This window comes from Stenotrophomonas sp. CS3K5, from assembly GCF_059515225.1.
Genome location: NZ_JCAKRX010000010.1, coordinates 149099 through 167950 on the forward strand (window position 1 = coordinate 149099; position 18852 = coordinate 167950).

Annotated in this window: 19 protein-coding genes; 13 read left to right on the forward strand and 6 right to left on the reverse strand. The window is 66.4% G+C overall.

The window, feature by feature from the left end; all coding sequences use genetic code 11:
- The first annotated feature begins 55 nt into the window (after positions 1-55).
- Entirely contained in the window at positions 56-2104 is a 2049-nt protein-coding gene (locus AC5YGJ_RS15340) for a glycoside hydrolase family 99-like domain-containing protein (RefSeq protein WP_496187037.1), read from the forward strand.
- Between the two features lie 35 nt (positions 2105-2139).
- Here the strand turns inward: AC5YGJ_RS15340 and AC5YGJ_RS15345 are convergent, their stop codons facing one another.
- On the reverse strand, positions 2140-2772 hold the full coding sequence (locus AC5YGJ_RS15345; protein WP_249841990.1) for a CoA transferase subunit B: 633 nt from the start codon (positions 2770-2772) through the stop codon (positions 2140-2142).
- 1 nt (position 2773) lies between these two features.
- Complete coding sequence (locus AC5YGJ_RS15350; protein ID WP_249841991.1) at positions 2774-3508, reverse strand: CoA transferase subunit A; 735 nt, start codon at positions 3506-3508, stop codon at positions 2774-2776.
- Between the two features lie 139 nt (positions 3509-3647).
- Here AC5YGJ_RS15350 and AC5YGJ_RS15355 point away from each other — a divergent pair, with 139 nt between their 5' ends.
- On the forward strand, positions 3648-4994 hold the full coding sequence (locus AC5YGJ_RS15355) for a phosphohexomutase domain-containing protein (protein WP_249841992.1): 1347 nt from the start codon (positions 3648-3650) through the stop codon (positions 4992-4994).
- 12 nt (positions 4995-5006) lie between these two features.
- Positions 5007-6410, forward strand: a complete 1404-nt coding sequence (locus tag AC5YGJ_RS15360; RefSeq protein WP_496187038.1) for a mannose-1-phosphate guanylyltransferase/mannose-6-phosphate isomerase — start codon at positions 5007-5009, stop codon at positions 6408-6410.
- Positions 6411-6485: 75 nt separating this feature from the next.
- On the opposite strand, the gene rfbD is transcribed toward AC5YGJ_RS15360, so the two are convergent.
- From rfbD to rfbB, 4 genes are read right to left on the reverse strand one after another with little or no spacing between them, the layout of a single operon-like run.
- Positions 6486-7385, reverse strand: a complete 900-nt coding sequence (gene rfbD / locus AC5YGJ_RS15365) for a dTDP-4-dehydrorhamnose reductase (protein ID WP_249841994.1) — start codon at positions 7383-7385, stop codon at positions 6486-6488.
- The gene (gene rfbC / locus AC5YGJ_RS15370; protein ID WP_249841995.1) at positions 7382-7939 is read right to left on the reverse strand and encodes a dTDP-4-dehydrorhamnose 3,5-epimerase; all 558 of its coding nucleotides are present in this window, start codon (positions 7937-7939) and stop codon (positions 7382-7384) included. Before rfbC ends, rfbD begins: the two co-directional genes overlap by 4 nt.
- Complete coding sequence (gene rfbA, locus AC5YGJ_RS15375) at positions 7936-8823, reverse strand: glucose-1-phosphate thymidylyltransferase RfbA (RefSeq protein ID WP_249841996.1); 888 nt, start codon at positions 8821-8823, stop codon at positions 7936-7938. The genes rfbC and rfbA overlap by 4 nt, the downstream gene beginning before the upstream one ends.
- 14 nt (positions 8824-8837) lie before the next feature.
- Complete coding sequence (gene rfbB / locus AC5YGJ_RS15380) at positions 8838-9893, reverse strand: dTDP-glucose 4,6-dehydratase (protein WP_249841997.1); 1056 nt, start codon at positions 9891-9893, stop codon at positions 8838-8840.
- Between the two features lie 290 nt (positions 9894-10183).
- Here rfbB and AC5YGJ_RS15385 point away from each other — a divergent pair, with 290 nt between their 5' ends.
- The 10 genes from AC5YGJ_RS15385 to AC5YGJ_RS15430 all read left to right on the forward strand — a co-directional run bounded on the left by AC5YGJ_RS15385 (position 10184) and on the right by AC5YGJ_RS15430 (position 18838).
- Positions 10184-10930 carry an electron transfer flavoprotein subunit beta/FixA family protein gene (locus AC5YGJ_RS15385; RefSeq protein WP_012509979.1) on the forward strand — a complete coding sequence of 249 codons (747 nt, stop codon included), beginning with the start codon at positions 10184-10186 and terminating at the stop codon, positions 10928-10930.
- The gene (locus AC5YGJ_RS15390; RefSeq protein ID WP_496187039.1) at positions 10930-11868 is read left to right on the forward strand and encodes an electron transfer flavoprotein subunit alpha/FixB family protein; all 939 of its coding nucleotides are present in this window, start codon (positions 10930-10932) and stop codon (positions 11866-11868) included. The genes AC5YGJ_RS15385 and AC5YGJ_RS15390 overlap by 1 nt, the downstream gene beginning before the upstream one ends.
- 155 nt (positions 11869-12023) lie before the next feature.
- Positions 12024-12995, forward strand: coding sequence for a glycosyltransferase family 2 protein (locus AC5YGJ_RS15395; protein ID WP_496187040.1), 972 nt, complete (start codon positions 12024-12026; stop codon positions 12993-12995).
- Positions 12992-13753 carry a GNAT family protein gene (locus tag AC5YGJ_RS15400; RefSeq protein WP_249841999.1) on the forward strand — a complete coding sequence of 254 codons (762 nt, stop codon included), beginning with the start codon at positions 12992-12994 and terminating at the stop codon, positions 13751-13753. The genes AC5YGJ_RS15395 and AC5YGJ_RS15400 overlap by 4 nt, the downstream gene beginning before the upstream one ends.
- Positions 13750-13998 (forward strand): acyl carrier protein, encoded by a 249-nt coding sequence (locus AC5YGJ_RS15405; RefSeq protein ID WP_249842000.1) that lies wholly within the window; start codon positions 13750-13752, stop codon positions 13996-13998. Before AC5YGJ_RS15400 ends, AC5YGJ_RS15405 begins: the two co-directional genes overlap by 4 nt.
- A 2-nt stretch (positions 13999-14000) precedes the next feature.
- Complete coding sequence (locus AC5YGJ_RS15410; RefSeq protein WP_249842001.1) at positions 14001-14747, forward strand: SDR family NAD(P)-dependent oxidoreductase; 747 nt, start codon at positions 14001-14003, stop codon at positions 14745-14747.
- Complete coding sequence (locus AC5YGJ_RS15415) at positions 14748-16145, forward strand: AMP-binding protein (RefSeq protein WP_249842002.1); 1398 nt, start codon at positions 14748-14750, stop codon at positions 16143-16145.
- Entirely contained in the window at positions 16142-17245 is a 1104-nt protein-coding gene (locus tag AC5YGJ_RS15420; RefSeq protein ID WP_496187041.1) for a LuxE/PaaK family acyltransferase, read from the forward strand. The genes AC5YGJ_RS15415 and AC5YGJ_RS15420 overlap by 4 nt, the downstream gene beginning before the upstream one ends.
- Positions 17242-18468 (forward strand): acyl-CoA reductase, encoded by a 1227-nt coding sequence (locus tag AC5YGJ_RS15425; RefSeq protein WP_249842004.1) that lies wholly within the window; start codon positions 17242-17244, stop codon positions 18466-18468. Before AC5YGJ_RS15420 ends, AC5YGJ_RS15425 begins: the two co-directional genes overlap by 4 nt.
- 4 nt (positions 18469-18472) lie before the next feature.
- Positions 18473-18838: an EamA family transporter gene (locus AC5YGJ_RS15430; RefSeq protein WP_249842005.1), complete on the forward strand. Its 366-nt coding sequence runs from the start codon at positions 18473-18475 to the stop codon at positions 18836-18838.
- The last annotated feature ends 14 nt before the right edge of the window (positions 18839-18852 follow it).

An 18852-nucleotide genomic window follows, 5' to 3' on the forward strand; every position in this document is an offset into this window, starting at 1 on the left:
CCGTTGCCCCGATGCCGATCCCCGTGTTCCGCCTGCCGTCCTGGTGCCACCCCCGATGAGCCTGCGCCAGACACTGTACCCGCTGCTGCGGGCCGCGTTCCGGGCGCTGCCGCTGCCACAGGCACAGCGCGACCGGTTGCGCGCGCGGCTGCTGGCGCGGCATGCCGATTGGGTGCCGCCGCCGCCGCGGGGCCAGCGCGATGCCGAGCGTGCGCCGGCCAACGCGCAACTGCGCTGGCGCGCCGACGAGGCGGCCATCGGTTACCGCCCGCAGCTGTCGCAGGCGCTGCCTTCCACGCTGCCGGCCACCCTGGTCGCCTTCTACCTGCCGCAGTTCCATACCTTCCCCGAGAATGACGCGTGGTGGGGCAAGGGCTTCACCGAATGGCGCAACGTCACGCGTGCACTGCCGCAGTTTGAAGGGCACGTGCAACCACGCCTGCCGGCGGACCTGGGCTTCTACGATCTGCGCAACCGGCAGGTAATGCGTGACCAGGCGCAACTAGCGGCCGAGCACGGCATCGGCGCGTTCTGCTTCTATTTCTACTGGTTCAGCGGCCGAACCCTGATGGAAGATCCGGTGCGCCAGTGGCTGGCCGATGACAGCATCGAACTGCCGTTCTGCCTGTGCTGGGCCAACGAAAACTGGGCACGCCGCTGGGATGGTCGCGACGAAGACATCCTGATCGGCCAGCAGCACAGCGCCGAAGACGATCTGGCCTTCATCGCCCACGTGGCGCCGTACCTGCGCGACCGCCGCGCCCTGAAGGTCGATGGCCGGCCGATGCTGCTGGTCTACCGCCCCAATCTGCTGCCCGACGCGCGGGCCACCGGCGAGCGCTGGCGCCGCTGGTGCCGCGACAACGGCATCGGCGAGATCCATCTGGCCTACGTGCAGGGGTTCGAACGTCCGGATCCGCGCGACATCGGCTTCGACGCGGCCATCGAGTTCCCGCCGAACATGAGCAATCCCGGCTCGTTGTCGGCACAGCAGTGGCTGCTCAACCCGGAGTTCCATGGCGATGTGCGCGACTGGCGCGAACTGGCGGCCGACATCGCTGCGCGCCCGCTGCCGGACTATCCGCTCTATCCCGGTGTGAACCCCGGCTGGGACAACGAGGCGCGCCGCTCCGGGCGTGGCCGCGTCTACCTGCACGCCTCGCCGCGCGGCTACCGTGACTGGCTGCGCAGTACCGTGCATGAGCGCCTGTCGACGGCAGCGCAGAACCAGCGCCTGGTCTTCATCAACGCCTGGAACGAATGGGCCGAAGGCGCCGTACTGGAACCCGACGCACGGCTCGGCCACGCCTGGTTGCAGGCAACGCGCGAAGCGCTGTCACCGGCACCGGCCGGGAATCGGCAACCGGCGGTACACATCCATGCCTGGTATCTGGAAACGCTGCCGGAGGTGCTGGGCGCGCTGCGCGAGGCGTCGCTGCCATGGCGGATCATCGTGACCACGCCGGCGCATCAGGTCGAGGCGGTCCAGCAGGCGCTGTCGGCACAGGGGCTGCAGGGTGAGGTCAGCGCGGTGGAAAACCGGGGACGCGACATCCTGCCCTTCCTCGAAGTGGCCGAGCGGCTGCTCCAGGATCACCACGATGTGGTGCTGAAGCTGCATACCAAGCGTTCAACCCACCGCGCCGACGGCGATCAATGGCGGCAGGAACTGCTGCAACGGCTGGTACAGGGCGGACGCGCCGCACGCCTCCACGCCGCCTTCCAGGCCGACCCTGCATTGGGCATGGTGGCCGCTGAGGGCCACCTGCTGCCGGTGAGCGGTTTTGTGGGCGGCAACGGCCCCGCGCTGGCGCGCCTGCAGGCCCGGCTGGGCCTGCGGCAACCGCTGCAGGCCAGCCGCTTTGCGGCCGGCAGCATGGGGTGGTGGCGGCTGCGGGCGCTGCGCCCGTTGCTGGACGCACACCTGTATCGCAGTGACTTCGAGGCTGAACACGGCCAGATCGATGGCACCCTCGCCCATGCCATCGAACGTGCACTGGGCGCCTGTTGCGAGCAGGCCGGGCTGCGCATGGTCAGCGCTGCGGCGTGCCTGGGCGAGCCCGACATCGACGACGGCGACTACGCCTACGCACGGCGCAGCTGAAAGCAGGGGCCCGCATGGGCCCCTGCCGGTACGGGTCAGGCGCGCTGGAAAGCGACGCCGGTCTTTTCCTTCAGCTCGTCATCGTCGACACCCGGCGCGGCTTCCACCAGCCGCAATCCGTCATCGGTGACATCGAACACCGCCAGATCGGTGATGATGCGGTCGACCACGCCCACGCCGGTCAGCGGCAGCGTGCATTCGGCCAGGATCTTGTGTTCGCCGTTCTTGGCAGTGTGCTCCATCAGCACCACCACGCGCTGTACGCCGGCCACCAGGTCCATCGCACCGCCCATGCCCTTGACCATCTTGCCGGGCACCATCCAGTTGGCCAGGTCGCCCTTGTCGGTCACCTGCATGGCGCCGAGGATGGCCAGGTTGACGTGGCCACCGCGGATCATCGCGAAGCTGTCGTGGCTGCCGAAATAGCTGGCGCCGGCGCGGGCGGTGACGGTCTGCTTGCCGGCATTGATCAGGTCGGCGTCGACTTCGGCTTCGGTCGGGAACGGGCCGATGCCGAGCAGGCCATTCTCCGACTGCAGCCACACATCCACGCCCTCGGGGATATGGTTGGCGACCAGGGTCGGCAGGCCGATGCCCAGGTTCACGTAGGCACCGTCGGTCAGTTCCTGGGCAGCGCGCGCCGCCATCTCGTCACGGGACCACGCCATGTCAGTTGCCCTCCGCGCGGATGGTGCGCTGTTCGATGCGTTTTTCAGGGTGCGCGTTGTGCACGATGCGGTGCACGTAGATGCCCGGCAGATGCACCTGGTCCGGATCGATGGCGCCCACCGGCACCACCTCCTCCACTTCCACGATGCAGACCTTGCCGGCCATCGCACAGGCCGGGTTGAAGTTGCGCGCGGTCTTGCGGAACACCAGGTTGCCGGCTTCGTCGGCCTTCCACGCCTTGACCAGCGCCACGTCGGCGCGCAGCGCGGTTTCCATCACGTAGTGCTTGCCGTCGAACTCGCGTGTTTCCTTGCCTTCGGCCACCACCGTGCCGTAGCCGGTGGCGGTGAAGAATGCCGGGATGCCCGCGCCGCCGGCACGCAGGCGTTCGGCCAGGGTGCCCTGCGGATTGAACTCCAGCTCCAGCTCACCGGCCAGGAACTGCCGCTCGAATTCCTTGTTCTCGCCCACGTAGGACGAAATCATCTTGCTGATCTGCCGCGTTTCCAGCAGCTGACCCAGGCCGAAGCCATCGACGCCGGCATTGTTGGAGATCACGGTCAGGCCCTTGGCGCCGCTGTCACGCAGTGCAGCGATCAGCGCCTCGGGAATGCCACACAGGCCGAAGCCGCCCACCGCCAGGGTCTGGCCATCGGCGACCACGCCCTCCAGCGCCTGGGCCGCGCTGGCAAAGCGCTTGCTGCGCCTGCCGCCGGTCGTTGCCGGGTTGCTCATCTACGCCCTCACCTCGTTGATGTAATGCGCCCATTCTAGGCCAGCCGCTGCACCGGTCACGTGGCGTTGCGGCATGGAAACGCTTCCCATACAGCGCAGGCACTACAATCGGGGGCTGAGCTCACCAAGGATCCGATCGATGCCCCTGCCCGCCTTCAAGGCCTACGACATCCGCGGCCGCGTGCCGGAAGAACTGAACGAAGATCTGGCACGCCGCATCGGCGTGGCCCTGGCCGCGCAGCTCGCGCCGGGCCCGGTGGTCCTCGGCCACGACGTGCGCCTGACCAGCCCGGCACTGCAGGACGCGCTGGCGGCCGGTCTGCGCGGCACCGGCCGCGAGGTGATCGACATCGGCCTGTGCGGCACCGAAGAGGTCTATTTCCAGACTGATCATCTGGGTGCCGCCGGCGGCGTGATGGTCACCGCCAGCCACAACCCGATGGATTACAACGGCATGAAGCTGGTCAAGGAAAACGCACGGCCGATCAGCTCCGATACCGGCCTGTTCGCGATCTCCGATGCGGTGGCCGCCGATACCTCTGCGGCCGAGCCCGCGCGCGCCGGCCAGGTCGCCCAGCACGACAAGAGCGCCTACATCGACCACCTGCTGAGCTACGTCGATGCCGGCAAGCTCAAGCCGCTGAAGCTGGTGGTCAATGCCGGCAACGGGGGCGCCGGTGCCATCGTCGACCTGCTCGCCCCGCACCTGCCGTTCGAGTTCATCCGCATCTGCCACGAACCCGATGGCAGCTTCCCCAACGGCATCCCCAATCCGCTGCTGCCGGAAAACCGCGCCGCCACCGCCGACGCGGTGCGCGAGCACGGCGCCGATTTCGGCATTGCCTGGGATGGTGACTTCGACCGTTGCTTCTTCTTCGACCACAGCGGCCGCTTCATCGAGGGTTACTACCTGGTCGGCCTGCTGGCCAAGGCGATCCTGGCGCGCCATCCCGGCGGCAAGATCGTGCATGACCCGCGCCTGGTCTGGAACACCGTGGACATGGTCGAGCAGGCCGGCGGCGTGCCGGTGCAGTGCAAGAGCGGGCACGCCTTCATCAAGGAGAAGATGCGCGCCGAGGACGCGGTGTACGGCGGCGAGATGAGCGCCCACCACTACTTCCGCGAGTTTGCCTACGCCGACTCCGGCATGATCCCGTGGCTGCTGATCGCACAGCTGGTTTCCGAAAGTGGCCGCTCGCTGGCCGACTGGGTGGAGGACCGCATGGCCGCCTATCCGTGCAGCGGCGAGATCAATTTCAAGGTGGCCGATGCCAAGGCCGCCGTGGCGCGCGTGATGGAGCATTTCGCCGCGCAGTCGCCGGCGCTGGACCACACCGATGGCATCAGCGCCGACTTTGGCGACTGGCGCTTCAACCTGCGCAGTTCCAACACCGAGCCGCTGCTGCGCCTGAACGTCGAGTCGCGCGGCGATGCCGCGCTGATGCAGGCGCGCACCGATGAGCTCTCCCGCCTCATCCAGCAGTAACCGGGGAAGACCATGAGCAGCCTCCAGCCTGTCATCCTGTCCGGCGGATCCGGCACCCGCCTTTGGCCGCTTTCGCGCGAGGCCTACCCGAAGCAGTTCCTGCCGCTGGCCGGCGAACTGACGATGCTGCAGGCCACCTGGCAGCGCGTGGCGCCGCTCGCCGCGCGTGGGCCGCTGGTCATCGCCAACGAAGAGCACCGCTTCGTCGCCGCCGAGCAGCTGCAGCAGGTGGGCGCCGAACCGGCCGCGATCATCCTCGAACCGGTCGGCCGCAACACCGCGCCGGCGATCGCCGTGGCCGCGCTGGAAGCCACCCGCGACGGCGCCGATGCGCTGCTGCTGGTGCTGCCCTCCGACCACGTGATCACCGACGAGGCGGCGTTCCGCGCGGCGGTCCAGGCCGCCGCCGGTGCCGCCGAAGCCGGCAAGCTGGTCACCTTCGGCATCGTGCCGACCGGCCCGGAAACCGGCTACGGCTACATCAAGGCGGCCGATGGCCAGGGCGTGCGTGCAGTCGAGCGCTTTGTCGAAAAGCCCGACCTGGAGACCGCCAGCGGCTATGTCAGCAGCGGCCAGTACTACTGGAACAGCGGCATGTTCCTGTTCAAGGCCTCGCGCTACCTGCAGGAACTGGAACGCTTCCAGCCGGCGATGCTGGCCGGCAGCCGCAGTGCCTGGCAGCAGGCCCGCCGCGATGCCGACTTCACCCGCCTGGACAAGGATGCCTTCAGCGCGGTGCCGTCCGATTCAATCGACTACGCGGTGATGGAAAAGACCGCCGATGCGGTGGTGATCCCGCTGGATGCAGGCTGGAATGACGTCGGCTCGTGGACGGCGCTGCGCGATGTCTCACAGCAGGACGGCGACGGCAACGCCCACCACGGCGATGTGATCGCCATCGATTGCCGCAACACCTACGCCTACGCGCAGCGCCTTGTGGCGCTGGTGGGGCTGGACGATGTGGTGGTGGTGGAAACCGATGACGCGGTGCTGGTCGGCAAGGCCGACCGCATGCAGGACGTCAAGGCGGTGGTGGCGCAGCTGAAGGACGAAGGCCGCAGCGAGGCCACTTGGCACCGCAAGGTCTATCGTCCGTGGGGTGCCTACGATTCGATCGACAACGGCGAGCGTTTCCAGGTCAAGCGGATCACGGTCAAGCCGGGCGGTACGTTGAGCCTGCAGATGCACCACCACCGCGCCGAACACTGGATCGTGGTCAGCGGCACGGCCGAGGTAACCCGCGGCGACGAGGTGATCCTGCTCAGCGAGAACCAGAGCACCTACATCCCGCTGGGCGTGACCCATCGCCTGCGCAACCCGGGCAAGCTGCCGCTGGAACTGATCGAAGTGCAGTCGGGCAGCTATCTCGGCGAAGACGACATCGTGCGCTTCGAGGACACCTACGGACGCAGTTGATCCGGCGCCCGTTGGTGGGGGTGGTGCCGACCGTTGGTCGGCACACGGTGCAGGCTCAGTCGAGCAAGCTCGACGCTACGCGGCGGCCACCTCGGCCATCACCCGCTTCAGGCCGTCCTGCCAGGCCGGCAGCACGATGCCGAAATCCTGCTGCAGCTTGCGGTTGTCCAGCACCGACCAGGCCGGACGCTGGGCCGGGGTCGGGTACTCGGAACTGGCAATCGCTTCCACCGCCGGCACTTTGGCCAGCACGCCGGTCGCCAATGCCTGCGCGAAGATCGCCTCGGCGAAGCCATGCCAGCTGGTCTGGCCACTGGCAGTCAGATGCCAGGTGCCCGACAGCTGGCCCGGATGCTGCAGTGCCTGCGCGGTGACATCGGCAATCAGCGCGGCCGGCGTCGGCGTACCGATCTGGTCAGCCACCACCCGCAGCTGGTCACGCTCGGCCCCCACGCGCAGCATGGTGCGCATGAAGTTCGCGCCGTGCGAGGCATACACCCACGCCGTGCGGAAGATCAGATGGCGTCCGCCTGCGGCACGCACGGCATCCTCGCCGTCGCGCTTGCTGGTGCCGTACACGCCCAGCGGTGCGGTTGGCTCGTCTTCGCGATACGGCGCAGTGCCCTGGCCGTCGAACACGTAGTCGGTCGAGTAGTGCACGAACGGCACGTTGTGGGCCGCACACCAGCGCGCGATCACGCCCGGCGCCTGCGCGTTGGCCGCGAACGCGGCCTCAGCGTCCTGTTCGGCACGATCCACCGCCGTGTAGGCGGCGGCATTCACCACCACCGACGGCTGCAGGCGATCCAGCAGCGCCGGCAGGCTGTCAGGCTGGCCGAAGTCGGCCGCTTCACAGGCACTGCCATCGGGCAGCTGGCCGCTGCGCGTGGTGGCGACCACTGCACCCAGCGGCGCCAGCGCGCGCAGTAGCTCCTGGCCGACCTGGCCATTGCCGCCGAACACCAGCACCGTCATGGGGTGTAGACCGGCAGGCGGTCCTCAGCGATGTCCTTCAGGAACGGCGCGTTCTCGTCCTTGGCCGACAACGTCGGCGCACTGATCGGCCAATCCACGGCGATATCGGCATCGTTCCAGCGCACGCCGGCATCGAAGTCCTTCAGGTAGACCTCGGTGCACAGATAGCTGAACACCGCACGCTCGGACAGCACGGCAAAGCCGTGGGCGAAGCCTTCCGGAATCCAGAACTGCTTCTTGTTCTCCGCACTCAGCACCACCGCTTCCCACTGGCCGAAGGTCGGCGAACCGCGACGGATGTCGACGGCCACGTCATAGACCTCGCCTTCCAGCACGCTGACCAGCTTGCCCTGCGGGCGCGGCCACTGGTAATGCAGGCCACGCAGCACGCCCTGCGCCGAAGTGGAAACATTGCTCTGCACGAAGCGATCCGGCAGGCCCAGCGCAGCGAAGCGCTCGGCATTCCAGGTCTCGAAGAAATAGCCGCGCGCATCACCGAACACGGCCGGTTCGATCACCACGCAGCCGGGCAACTTGGTTTCAATCACTTTCACGGAACAACTCCACGCAATGCCAGCTTGTGCAGGTACTGGCCGTAGCCATTCTTGATCAGCGGCGCCGCCAGCGCTTCCAGCTGTTCGGCGTTGATCCAGCCCTGGCCGAAGGCGATTTCCTCCGGGCAGCAGACCTGCAGGCCCTGCCGGGTCTGGATGGTTTCGATGAAGTTGGACGCTTCCAGCAGCGACTGGTGGGTGCCGGTATCGAGCCAGGCATAACCGCGGCCCAGCGCTTCCAGGTGCAGGTTGCCCTCGGCCAGGTAGCGCTTGTTGAGATCGGTGATCTCCAGTTCGCCACGCGGCGACGGCTTCAGTTCGGCTGCGTGCGCGCTGGCATTGCCGTCATAGAAGTACAGGCCGGTCACCGCATAGTTGGAACGCGGGTTCTCCGGCTTCTCGACCAGGTCGATGACCTTGCCGGTCTTGTCGAACTCGGCCACGCCGTAGCGTTCCGGGTCGTTCACCCAGTAGCCGAACACGGTGGCACCGTCGGTGCGCTCATCGGCGCGCTTGAGCACCTCGCGCAGGCCGTGGCCGTGGAAGATGTTGTCGCCCAGCACCAGGCAGCTCGGTTTGCCGGCCACGAAGTCGCGGCCGATCAGGTAGGCCTGGGCCAGGCCATCGGGGCTGGGCTGCACGGCGTACTGGATGTCCATGCCCCACTGCGAGCCGTCGCCCAGCAGCTGCTGGAACAGCGCCTGCTCGTGCGGGGTGTTGATGATCAGCACCTCGCGGATGCCCGCCAGCATCAGCACGCTGAGCGGGTAATAGATCATCGGCTTGTCATACACCGGCAGCAGCTGCTTGCTGACGCCCTTGGTGATCGGATACAGCCGGGTGCCGGAACCGCCGGCCAGGATGATGCCTTTGCGTTGGGTCATGTCGTCTCCTGGGTTCAGGCCGCGGTGCCGATGCGCTGCAGGCGGTAGCTGCCGTCCAGCACGCCGTTGACCCATTCCTGGTTGTCCAGGTACCAGTCGACGGTGAAGGTGATGCCCTGCTCGAAGGTGTAGGCCGGTTCCCAGCCCAGGTCGTTCTTCAGCTTGGAGGCATCGATCGCATAGCGGCGGTCATGGCCGGGGCGGTCGGTGACATAGGTGATCTGGCTGCTGCGCGGCTGGCCGTCCGCACGCGGGCGGCGCTGGTCCAGCAGTGCGCAGATGGCCTGCACCACTTCGATGTTCTGCTTTTCCGAATTGCCGCCCACGTTGTAGGTCTCGCCCACCTGGCCCTTGGCCAGCACGGTGCGGATCGCCTCGCAGTGGTCGGACACGAACAGCCAGTCGCGCACCTGCTTGCCATCGCCGTACACCGGCAGCGGCTCGCCGGCCAGCGCCTTGGCGATCACCAGCGGAATGAGCTTTTCCGGGAAGTGGTACGGGCCGTAGTTGTTGGAGCAGTTGGTGGTCAGCACCGGCAACCCGTAGGTGTGGTGGAACGCACGCACCAGGTGGTCCGAAGCGGCCTTGGACGCCGAGTACGGCGAATTGGGCGCATACGGGGTGGTTTCGCTGAACTTGCCGGTCTCACCCAGGGTGCCGTACACCTCGTCGGTGGACACGTGCAGGAAGCGGAACGCTGCGCCCTGCTCGGCCGGCAGCGCCTTCCAATGGTCGCGCACGGCTTCCAGCAGGCCCAGGGTGCCCACCACGTTGGTCTGGATGAAAGCACCCGGGCCGTCGATGGAACGATCGACGTGGCTTTCGGCGGCGAAGTTCAGCACCGCCTCCGGCTGGTGCTCGGCCAGCAGGCGGGCGACCAGCTCACGATCGCCGATGTCGCCCTGCACGAACACGTGGTTGGGGTTGCCCTCCAGGCTGGACAGGGTCTTCAGGTTGCCGGCGTAGGTCAGCACGTCAAGGTTGACGACCTTGATGCCGCGAGCGACGGCTTCGAGAACGAAATTACCGCCAATGAATCCGGCGCCGCCGGTGACAAGCCATGTGGGCACTACCTGTTCTCCTGATCGAAATGTCATCCATGGGGCGCACGTGGGCGCTCCCGCACAGCGGCACAGCATACATGCCCCCCGTCTTCACGACTGCCAGTGTGGCGTGAATGGCGCTCCTGGCAGGCCCGTATCATGCCGCGATGCAGCATCACCATACGCATTCGCATGGTGGCCCCAAGCCAGCTAGAATCGGGATCCCACCCCCGAACCGGTTGCTGTTGCAGGACCGGATGTTCCCCCCAGCAAATGTGAGCCGGCCAGCGGCCGGCACTACAAGGACCCCGTACCAGATGAAAATCCTCGTCGCGTACAAGCGCGTGGTGGACTACAACGTCCGCATTCAGGTCAAGCCGGACGGTTCCGGCGTGGTCACCGACGGCGTCAAGCTGTCTCCCAATCCCTTCGACGAAATCGCCCTGGAAGAAGCCCTGCGCCTGCGCGACAAGGGCATCGCCAGCGAAGTCGTGGTCGCCACCATCGCCCCGGCCGACGCCCAGGCGCACCTGCGCAATGGCCTGGCCATGGGCGCCAACCGCGCCATCCACGTCGTCACCGATCAGGCCATCCAGCCGCTGACCGCCTCGCGCACGCTGCTCAAGCTGATCGAGAAGGAACAGCCGGACCTGGTGATCCTGGGCAAGCAGGCCATCGACGACGACGCCAACCAGACCGGCCAGATGCTGGCCACGCTGTGGGGCCGCCCGCAGGCAACCTTCGCCAGCAAGCTCGAGATCGCCGACGGCAAGGCCACGGTGACCCGCGAAGTCGATGCCGGCCTGGAAACGCTGGAAGTCGATCTGCCGGCCGTGGTCACCACCGACCTGCGCCTGAACGAGCCGCGCTTCATCAAGCTGCCGGACATCATGAAGGCCAAGGCCAAGCCGCTGGAGACGCTGCAGCTGGCCGACCTCGGCGTTGAAGCCGCCGACACCTTCAAGACCACCCAGTACGCCGCGCCGTCCAAGCGCAGCAAGGGCGTGATGGTCAAGGACGCGGCCGAACTGGTTGCCGCACTCAAGCAGAAGGGGCTGCTGTAATGAGCAAGATTCTCGTCATCGCCGAGCACCACGACGGCAAGCTCAACGCCGCCACCGCCAAGACCGTCAGCGCTGCGGCCGCGATCAGCGGCGCCAGCATCGACGTGCTGGTGCTGGCCGCCGATCCGGCCGCCGTCGCCGCCGAAGCGGCGAAGATCGCCGGCGTCGCCAAGGTCCTGACCGTGGCCAACGCCGCCAACGCGCAGGCCATCGCCCAGGTGCTGGCCCCGCAGATCGCGCAGCTGGCCAAGGGCTATACCCATGTGTTCGGTCCGTCGACCACCTTCGGCAAGGACCTGATGCCGTGCGTGGCCGCCCTGCTCGGCGTCAACCAGGTCTCCGACCTGATGAGCGTGGAAGGCAGCCACACCTTCAAGCGCCCGATCTACGCCGGCAACGCCATCATCACCGTGGAAGCCCCGTCCGACCAGATCGTGGTCGCCACCGTGCGCGCCGCGTCCTGGCCGGAAGCCGCCCAGGGTGGCAATGCCACCGTTGAAGCGGCCAGTGTGGACGCGGCCCTGCCGACCCACACCCGCTTCGTCGGCCTGGCCGCCGGTGCCAGCGACCGCCCGGACCTGCAGGCCGCCAAGCGCGTGGTCTCCGGTGGCCGCGGCGTCGGTTCGGAAGAGAACTTCAAGGTCATCTTCCAGCTGGCCGACAAGCTCGGTGCCGCCGTCGGTGCCTCGCGCGCCGCCGTCGATGCCGGCTATGTACCCAGCGATCTGCAGGTCGGCCAGACCGGCAAGATCATCGCGCCGGAGCTGTATGTGGCCGTGGGCATCAGCGGTGCGATCCAGCATCTGACCGGCATCAAGGACGCCGGCACCATCGTGGCAATCAACAAGGACGGCGATGCGCCGATCTTCGAGATTGCCGACATCGGCCTGGTCGGCGACCTGTTCGCGATCCTGCCGGAGCTGGAAAAGGCGCTCTGACTCACGCGACGGTGGCGGCGCCTGCGCCGCCGCCGTCATGCCGGACTCTGCCCGGGCGTCTATACTCTTCCGTTGTCGGATTTATCCCCTCCTGGCGGAAGCGCCGGCGCGATGGATCCGATTTCCCTGAAGATGGCGCCGAGGCCCACCACTCCATGACCGCTGTTCCGCCTTCCCCTCCGCAGCCGCACGTCGAACTGTCCGTCGTCGCACCTGTCTATGGCTGTAAAGGGTGCCTGGAAGATCTCGTCGATCAGGTCCAGGCTGCGGCAGGATCCATGGGCGTGTCGTTCGAGATGATTCTGGTCGACGACGCCAGCCCCGACGGCGCATGGGCGCGCATCCAGGAACTGGCTGCCAGCCGGCCCTGGCTCAAGGGCCTGAAGCTCTCGCGCAATTTCGGGCAGCACTCGGCCATTTCGGCCGGCATCGAGCACGCGCAAGGCCGTTGGACGGTCGTCATGGATTGCGATCTGCAGGATGTACCTGCAGAAATTCCCGGCCTGTACCGCAAGGCCGTGGATGAGCAGTTTGAAGCCGTGTTCGCGCAACGGGTACAGCGGATGGACTCTCCGCTCAAGCGCCTCTCGTCGTGGGGGTTCTTTGCGGTGCTGGGTTGGCTGACCGGCGTACCGCAGGACCCTTCCACCGCCAATTTCGGCATTTTCCACCGCAAGGTCATCGATGCGGTCTGTGCAATGCCGGAGCGTGATCGCTCGTTCCCGCTGATGGTGAAATGGGCCGGCTTCCGCACCGGCAAGCTTCCCGTACGCCACCAGCAACGTGCAGAGGGTGAATCGTCCTACACCCTGCGGCGCCTGCTGCGCCTGGCCATGAACATCGCTCTGGGTTATTCGGAGAAGCCGCTGCGCATGGTGGCCGGCACCGGCATGTTCTGCGCGCTGGTCGCCTTCGTCATGGTTGCCATCAGCCTCTGGCGCTGGTGGGACGGGGACATCCAGGTTGCAGGTTACACCTCGATCATCGCCGCCATCTGGCTGATTGGCGGCTTGATGATGTTCTCCATGGGCGTTGTGGGCCTGTACGTCGGCCAGGTCTTCCGCAACGTGCAGCGGCGCCCCTACTACATCGTCTCTGAAACGACCGTTCCCGGAGCGGCGCCATGACCCACCTGTCTGTGCAGGCGGACGGCGGCGTGGTCGAGGCGCGCCTGACGCCCTGGGACGAGCGCGCGCTGGGTTTCACCACCGCCGAGATCACTCGTCTGGATGCGGCCACCACCGACCAGGCGGCCGCATTGCTGGACCAGACCCAGGCCTGGGCCACGCAGCAGGGCGTCCACTACCTGTTCGGCCGCATCGATGCCAATGCGCATGCGCTGCGTGCCGCAGTGCTCGGCTGTGGCTTCCAGTTCGTTGAAACCTCACTGACGGTGTCACGCAGCGGCATGGGGCAGCTGCCCGCGGTCCCGCGCGGGATGCTGCCTGCGCTGCGACCGGCGGTTGCCGCAGACATTCCGTTGCTGCGGTCCATCGCCGCCGACGATTTCGGGCATGGCCGTTTTCTGGAAGACCCTGCCATCGACCCTGCACACGCACGTCTTCGCACCGCCAACTGGATCGAGGACCTGGTCAACGCGCAGCTGGTGCAGACCGCCGAATCACGCGGCCGCATCATTGGCTTCCATGCAGAGCGTGTCTTCGCGGACGAGCACAGGGCAGAGCTGCTGCTGACCGGCGCAGCCGCCCCGTACGCCATGCTGGCCATGCCGCTGTGGGTCACGGCACTGCAGTCGCTGGCCACCCGCGATATCCAGCGCTGCACGACGCTGGTGTCCGCCGCCAATACCGGCATCATCAATCTGTATGCCCGGCTTGGCTTCCAATTCAATTCATCTCTTAACGGATTCCGGAAATTCCTATGAGCAACTCCAGCAACGAAGATCAGGTTGTGGCCGTGTTCGCCCGCGTGTTGGGCATCGATGCGGCACAGGTGACTGACGAACTGCGTTACAACACGATTCCGCAGTGGGATTCGATCGCGCACATGTCCGTGGTCGCGGCGCTGGAAGAAGCGTTCAACGTCATGATCGACATGGACGAAGTGATCGACATGAGCTCGGTGGGCAAGGCGCGTGAAATCCTGCGCAAGCACGGCGCTGCTGTCTGACGATGACCGGCACCCACGCTCCCGTCGTCCTGGTTACCGGAGCCTCACGCGGCATCGGCCGGGCCATCTGCGAACGGCTGGCAGCACAGCACGTCCAGCTGGTGATCGTCGCCCGCGATGACGAGGCGCTGCGCGCGCTCGCCGCCGAGGTCACCGCGCAGGGGGCACCGGAACCGATGGTCGCGGCCATCGATCTGGCCGACGTCGATGCGGTGGCCGCTGTGTTCAAGCAGATATTCAGCCAGTTCGGCCGCCTGGATGGGCTGGTGAACAACGCCGGGGTCCTGCACGAAGGGCTGCTGGGCATGATCCGTGCCGAAGACATCGACCACGTGCTGGCGGTGAATGTCAAAGCGCCGTTGATGATGATGCAGTATGCAAGCCGGATGATGGCGCGGTCCCGAACGGGCAGCATCGTCAACCTGGTCTCGATCATGGGCGTCAATGGCGCAGCAGGTTTGAGCCTGTACTCGGCCAGCAAGGCGGCACTGGTCGGCGCGACCCGTTCTGCGTCGAAGGAACTGGCTGCCAAGGGCATTCGCGTGAACGCGATCTCGCCGGGCTTCATCGATACCGACATGACCCGCGCCATGCCGCAGGCTGCCCACGCCAAGCGGGTGGAATCGATCGGCATGGGCCGCGCAGGCACGCCGCGCGAAGTGGCCGAGCTGGTCGCGTTCCTGCTCGGCGACAGCTCCGCCTACATCACCGGCCAGATCATCGGCATCGACGGACAGATGGTGGTCTGAATGCAGTTCTGGCAGTTGGCGCACGGCAATCGCACTGCGCTCATCGAGGGAACACGGACGCTCAGCTATGACCAGCTGGGCGTGCTGGCCGATACCCTGGCCATGCACCTGCCCGCCGGGCGGGGGATGGGCGTGCTGGCGATGCCCAGCACGATCGATGCAGTCGCTCTTTATCTGGGTGCCTTGCGCAGTACCCGCCAGGTGCCCCTGCTGATCCAACCCGATGTCGACCCCGGGCTGTTGGACGCGTTGCTGGCGCAGTACGCGCCGGACTGGCTTGCCATGCCGGGCCCGGCGCCTGCAGGGTACCGGACGGTGCATGCCGCGGGCACTCTGGGCATCCACCTGCGCGAACGCCAGGTCACGTTCCCATCACCGCATGGCGACCTTGCGCTGCTGCTGAGCACATCGGGCAGTACCGGTTCGTCCAAGCTGGTGCGGTTGTCCGCGCAGGGCCTGGCCGCGAACACGGCATCGATCGTTGCCTATCTCGGCCTGGGTCCGGATGACCGCGCCATCACCACATTGCCGTTGGCCTATTCGTTCGGCATGTCCATCCTCAACAGCCATCTGGGCTGCGGAGGCTGCGTGGTGCTGAGCGAAGACAGCCTGATGACCCGCGAGTTCTGGGAAGCCGCACGCGGCAACGCGGTCACCTCCCTGTCCGGGGTTCCGGCCACCTACGAAATACTGCGCCGCATGGGCCTTGCGCGCCTGCAGCTGCCCAGCCTGCGCATGCTGACCCAGGCCGGTGGCCGCCTGCGCGACGAACTGGTCCAGCATTTTGCCGAATCCGCCAGAGACCATGGCCTGCAGTTCTTCGTCATGTACGGCCAGACCGAAGCCTCGCCGCGCATCAGCTACGTTCCCTCCGAGCGCCTTCTGGACAAGATCGGCAGCATCGGCATTCCGGTGCCGGGCGGTCGGATGCAGGTCGATGCGGAAAGCAGCGAACTGGTCTACGAGGGGCCCAATGTCATGATGGGCTATGCCACCTCGCGCGAAGAACTTGCGCACCCCGACGAACTGCACGGCCTGCTTCGCACAGGCGATCTGGCCCGTGTCGATGACGAAGGGTTCCATTACATCACCGGACGCGCCAAACGGTTCCTGAAGATCTCCGGCAACCGCGTCAATCTCGATGAAGTCGAAGCGATGCTGTCGGCCGCGCTCGGCCGTCAGATCGCCTGCTCGGGCAATGACGACGATCTGGTTGTGTTCAGCCATGGCGATGCGCCAGCCGCGCAGGACACCGTCCGCCAGCTGGTGCAGGCGCGCTACAAGCTGTTTGGCGGCCTGGTCCGCTGCATCCATCTGGATTCGCTGCCGCTGCTGTCCAGCGGCAAGATCGACTACCTGTCGCTGCGGCAGCTTGCCGCGCAAGGAGCACGTCAATGAACGCAGGCACGGACAGTTCGCTGGCAGCGGCTGCGCTGGAAGCGGAGGTCTATGGGCTGGGCCGGCAGGCCAAGCGCGAATGGCTGCTGGATGGCCTGCAGTCGCTCACCCGGCATCACCACCGGTCCTGCCCGCCCTACCGCGCGATGCTCGATGCGCTGTGGCGCGGCGGCCAGGCGGACTCGCTGGAATCGCTGCCCTGGCTGCCGGTCCGGCTGTTCAAGCAGCTCGATCTGAAGAGCGTCGCCGACGACCAGGTGCTGCGTACGCTGGTTTCCAGCGGCACCACCGGCGCTGCCGTGTCCAGGATCTTCCTCGATGCGGAAACCGCGCGCGCGCAGACCCGCGCGTTGACGCGGATCTTCTCCCACTTTGCCGGCAACCGCCGGATGCGCATGCTGGTGGTCGACGACGACTCGTTCCTGCGCGATCGCAGCCGCTTCAACGCACGTGCGGCCGGCATCCTGGGCTTCTCCAACTTCGGCCGCGACCATCTGTACCTGCTCGATGAGCAGCTGCAGCCCGATTGGGCAGCTCTGGAGAGCTGGCTGGCCAAGGCGCCGGACGAACCGGTGCTGCTGTTCGGCTTCACCTTCATCGTCTGGCAGTCCTTTGTCCAGGCTGCCGCGCGCGACAGCGTAACGCTGCGCTTCCCGCAAGGCAGCATGCTGGTGCATGGCGGCGGCTGGAAGAAGATGGACGAGCAGAAGGTGGACAATGCCGCGTACAAGGCCTCGCTCTCCAGCACCTTCGGTATTGATCGCGTCCACAACTATTACGGCATGGTCGAGCAGGTCGGCTCGATTTTCTTCGAGTGCGAGCACGGTCATCTTCATGCACCGGCTTATGCCGATGTAATCATTCGTGACCTGCAGGATCTCAGCCCAACGGCCAATGGAACCGCAGGTGCCGTGCAGGTACTGAGCCTGTTGCCTGGCAGTTACCCCGGGCACAGCCTGCTCACCGAAGACCTGGGCGTGATCCACGGCGAGGACGATTGCCCCTGCGGTCGACTCGGAAAGCATTTCAGCGTACTGGGCCGCATCAAGAACGTTGAAGTGCGCGGCTGCAGTGACACACGAACGGTACCCCGCGCATGACCCAGATCCTGTTCTCCATGGACGCCGACGCAGCGCTGCCGGATCAGCTGGCGCGCCTGGCCAGCCTGCCGCCGCTGTCACCCTTCAGCGCGGAGGCGCGTGCGTTCGTCGCCGATTTCGCACGACGTGTATTCGCGCTGCCGGTACTGCGCGAGCATCCCGAACTGGCGACGCTGGCACACTGGTTCCGTCCGGCGGCGCAGGAGCAGCTGTCGCGGCGCCTGCTGGCACCGGCCACCGAACATCTGCTGGCGCGTGGCCTGGTGTTCCATCTTGCGCCGGCCAACGTCGATGTGTTGTTCGCCTATGCCTGGCTGATGTCCGTGCTGGCCGGCAATCGCAACGTTGCCCGCCTGTCGCAGAAGCACAGCCCGCAGCGCGAAGCACTGGTCTCGATCCTGCACGCCATGCGCGACGAAGGGCTGCATGCCGACGTCCTGCAGCGCAGCGTGCTGCTGACCTATCCGCATGATGATGCGGTGACCACGTTGATCTCCCGCAGCTGCCATGCGCGGATCATCTGGGGCGGCGACGCGACGGTGGCCAAGATTCGTTCCCTGCCGCTGGCGCCGTTGGCCGTTGAACTGGCCTTCCCGGATCGTTTCGGTGTCGCGGCCATTGATGCCGCGCATGTACTGCAGAGCAGCGACGCGGACCTGCAGCAGCTTGCCCACCGGTTTATCAACGATGTTCTCTGGTTCGGCCAGCAGGCGTGCTCCTCACCCCGCACCCTGTACTGGGTTGGCGCGCAGGACGTCGTGCAGGCCGCGCGTGCGCGGTTCTGGCCTGCAGTACGCTCGCAGTCCGGCGTGGTCGCAGATGAACCTGCGGCGATGATGGCCCGGGTGACCGATGCCCACCTGATGGCTGCACTCTCCTCGGACGACCTGCATTCCGGCTCTTCCCTGGGCAGCTATCCCCTTACCCTGGACGCCACCCGCGCTGATGGCAACCTGCGCGAACTGCAGAGCGGCCACGGCCTGGTGGTGGACGTCCAGTTGGACGCACTGGAAGCCCTTGCGCCACAACTGGACGATCGCGACCAGACGCTGGTCGTGCACGGATTCGCGCGGGAATCGCTGATCAAGCTGCTTGATCGGCTCGGCAATCGCGCCATCGACCGCATCGTGCCCTTCGGCCGCGCACTCGACTTCCATCCGGTCTGGGACGGCACCGATCTGCTGGACGTGCTCACCCGCAAGATCACCCTGCCAGGGAACTGAGACGATGAGCTACCTCTTCATCGCGTTGACGATCATGCTGACGGTCTACGGCCAGCTGATCCTGAAATGGCAGGTGGGCATCCACGGCCACCTGCTTTCCGCGCCGCTGCAGCCGTTGAACGTGCTGCAACTGCTGCTCAAGCCATGGGTCATTTCCGCCTTTGCGGCGGCCTTCGGTGCCTCGCTGTGCTGGATGGCGGCCATCAGCAAGATGCCGATCAGCCGGGCCTACCCGTACATGGCGATCAACTTCTTCCTGGTTGCGCTGTTTGCCAGCGTGATCTTCCGTGAGCAGCTGGATGGATACAAGATCGCCGGAACGCTGATCATCATGCTGGGTGTGGTCGTGCTGTCACGATCGGTCGCCTGACACCATTACAACGC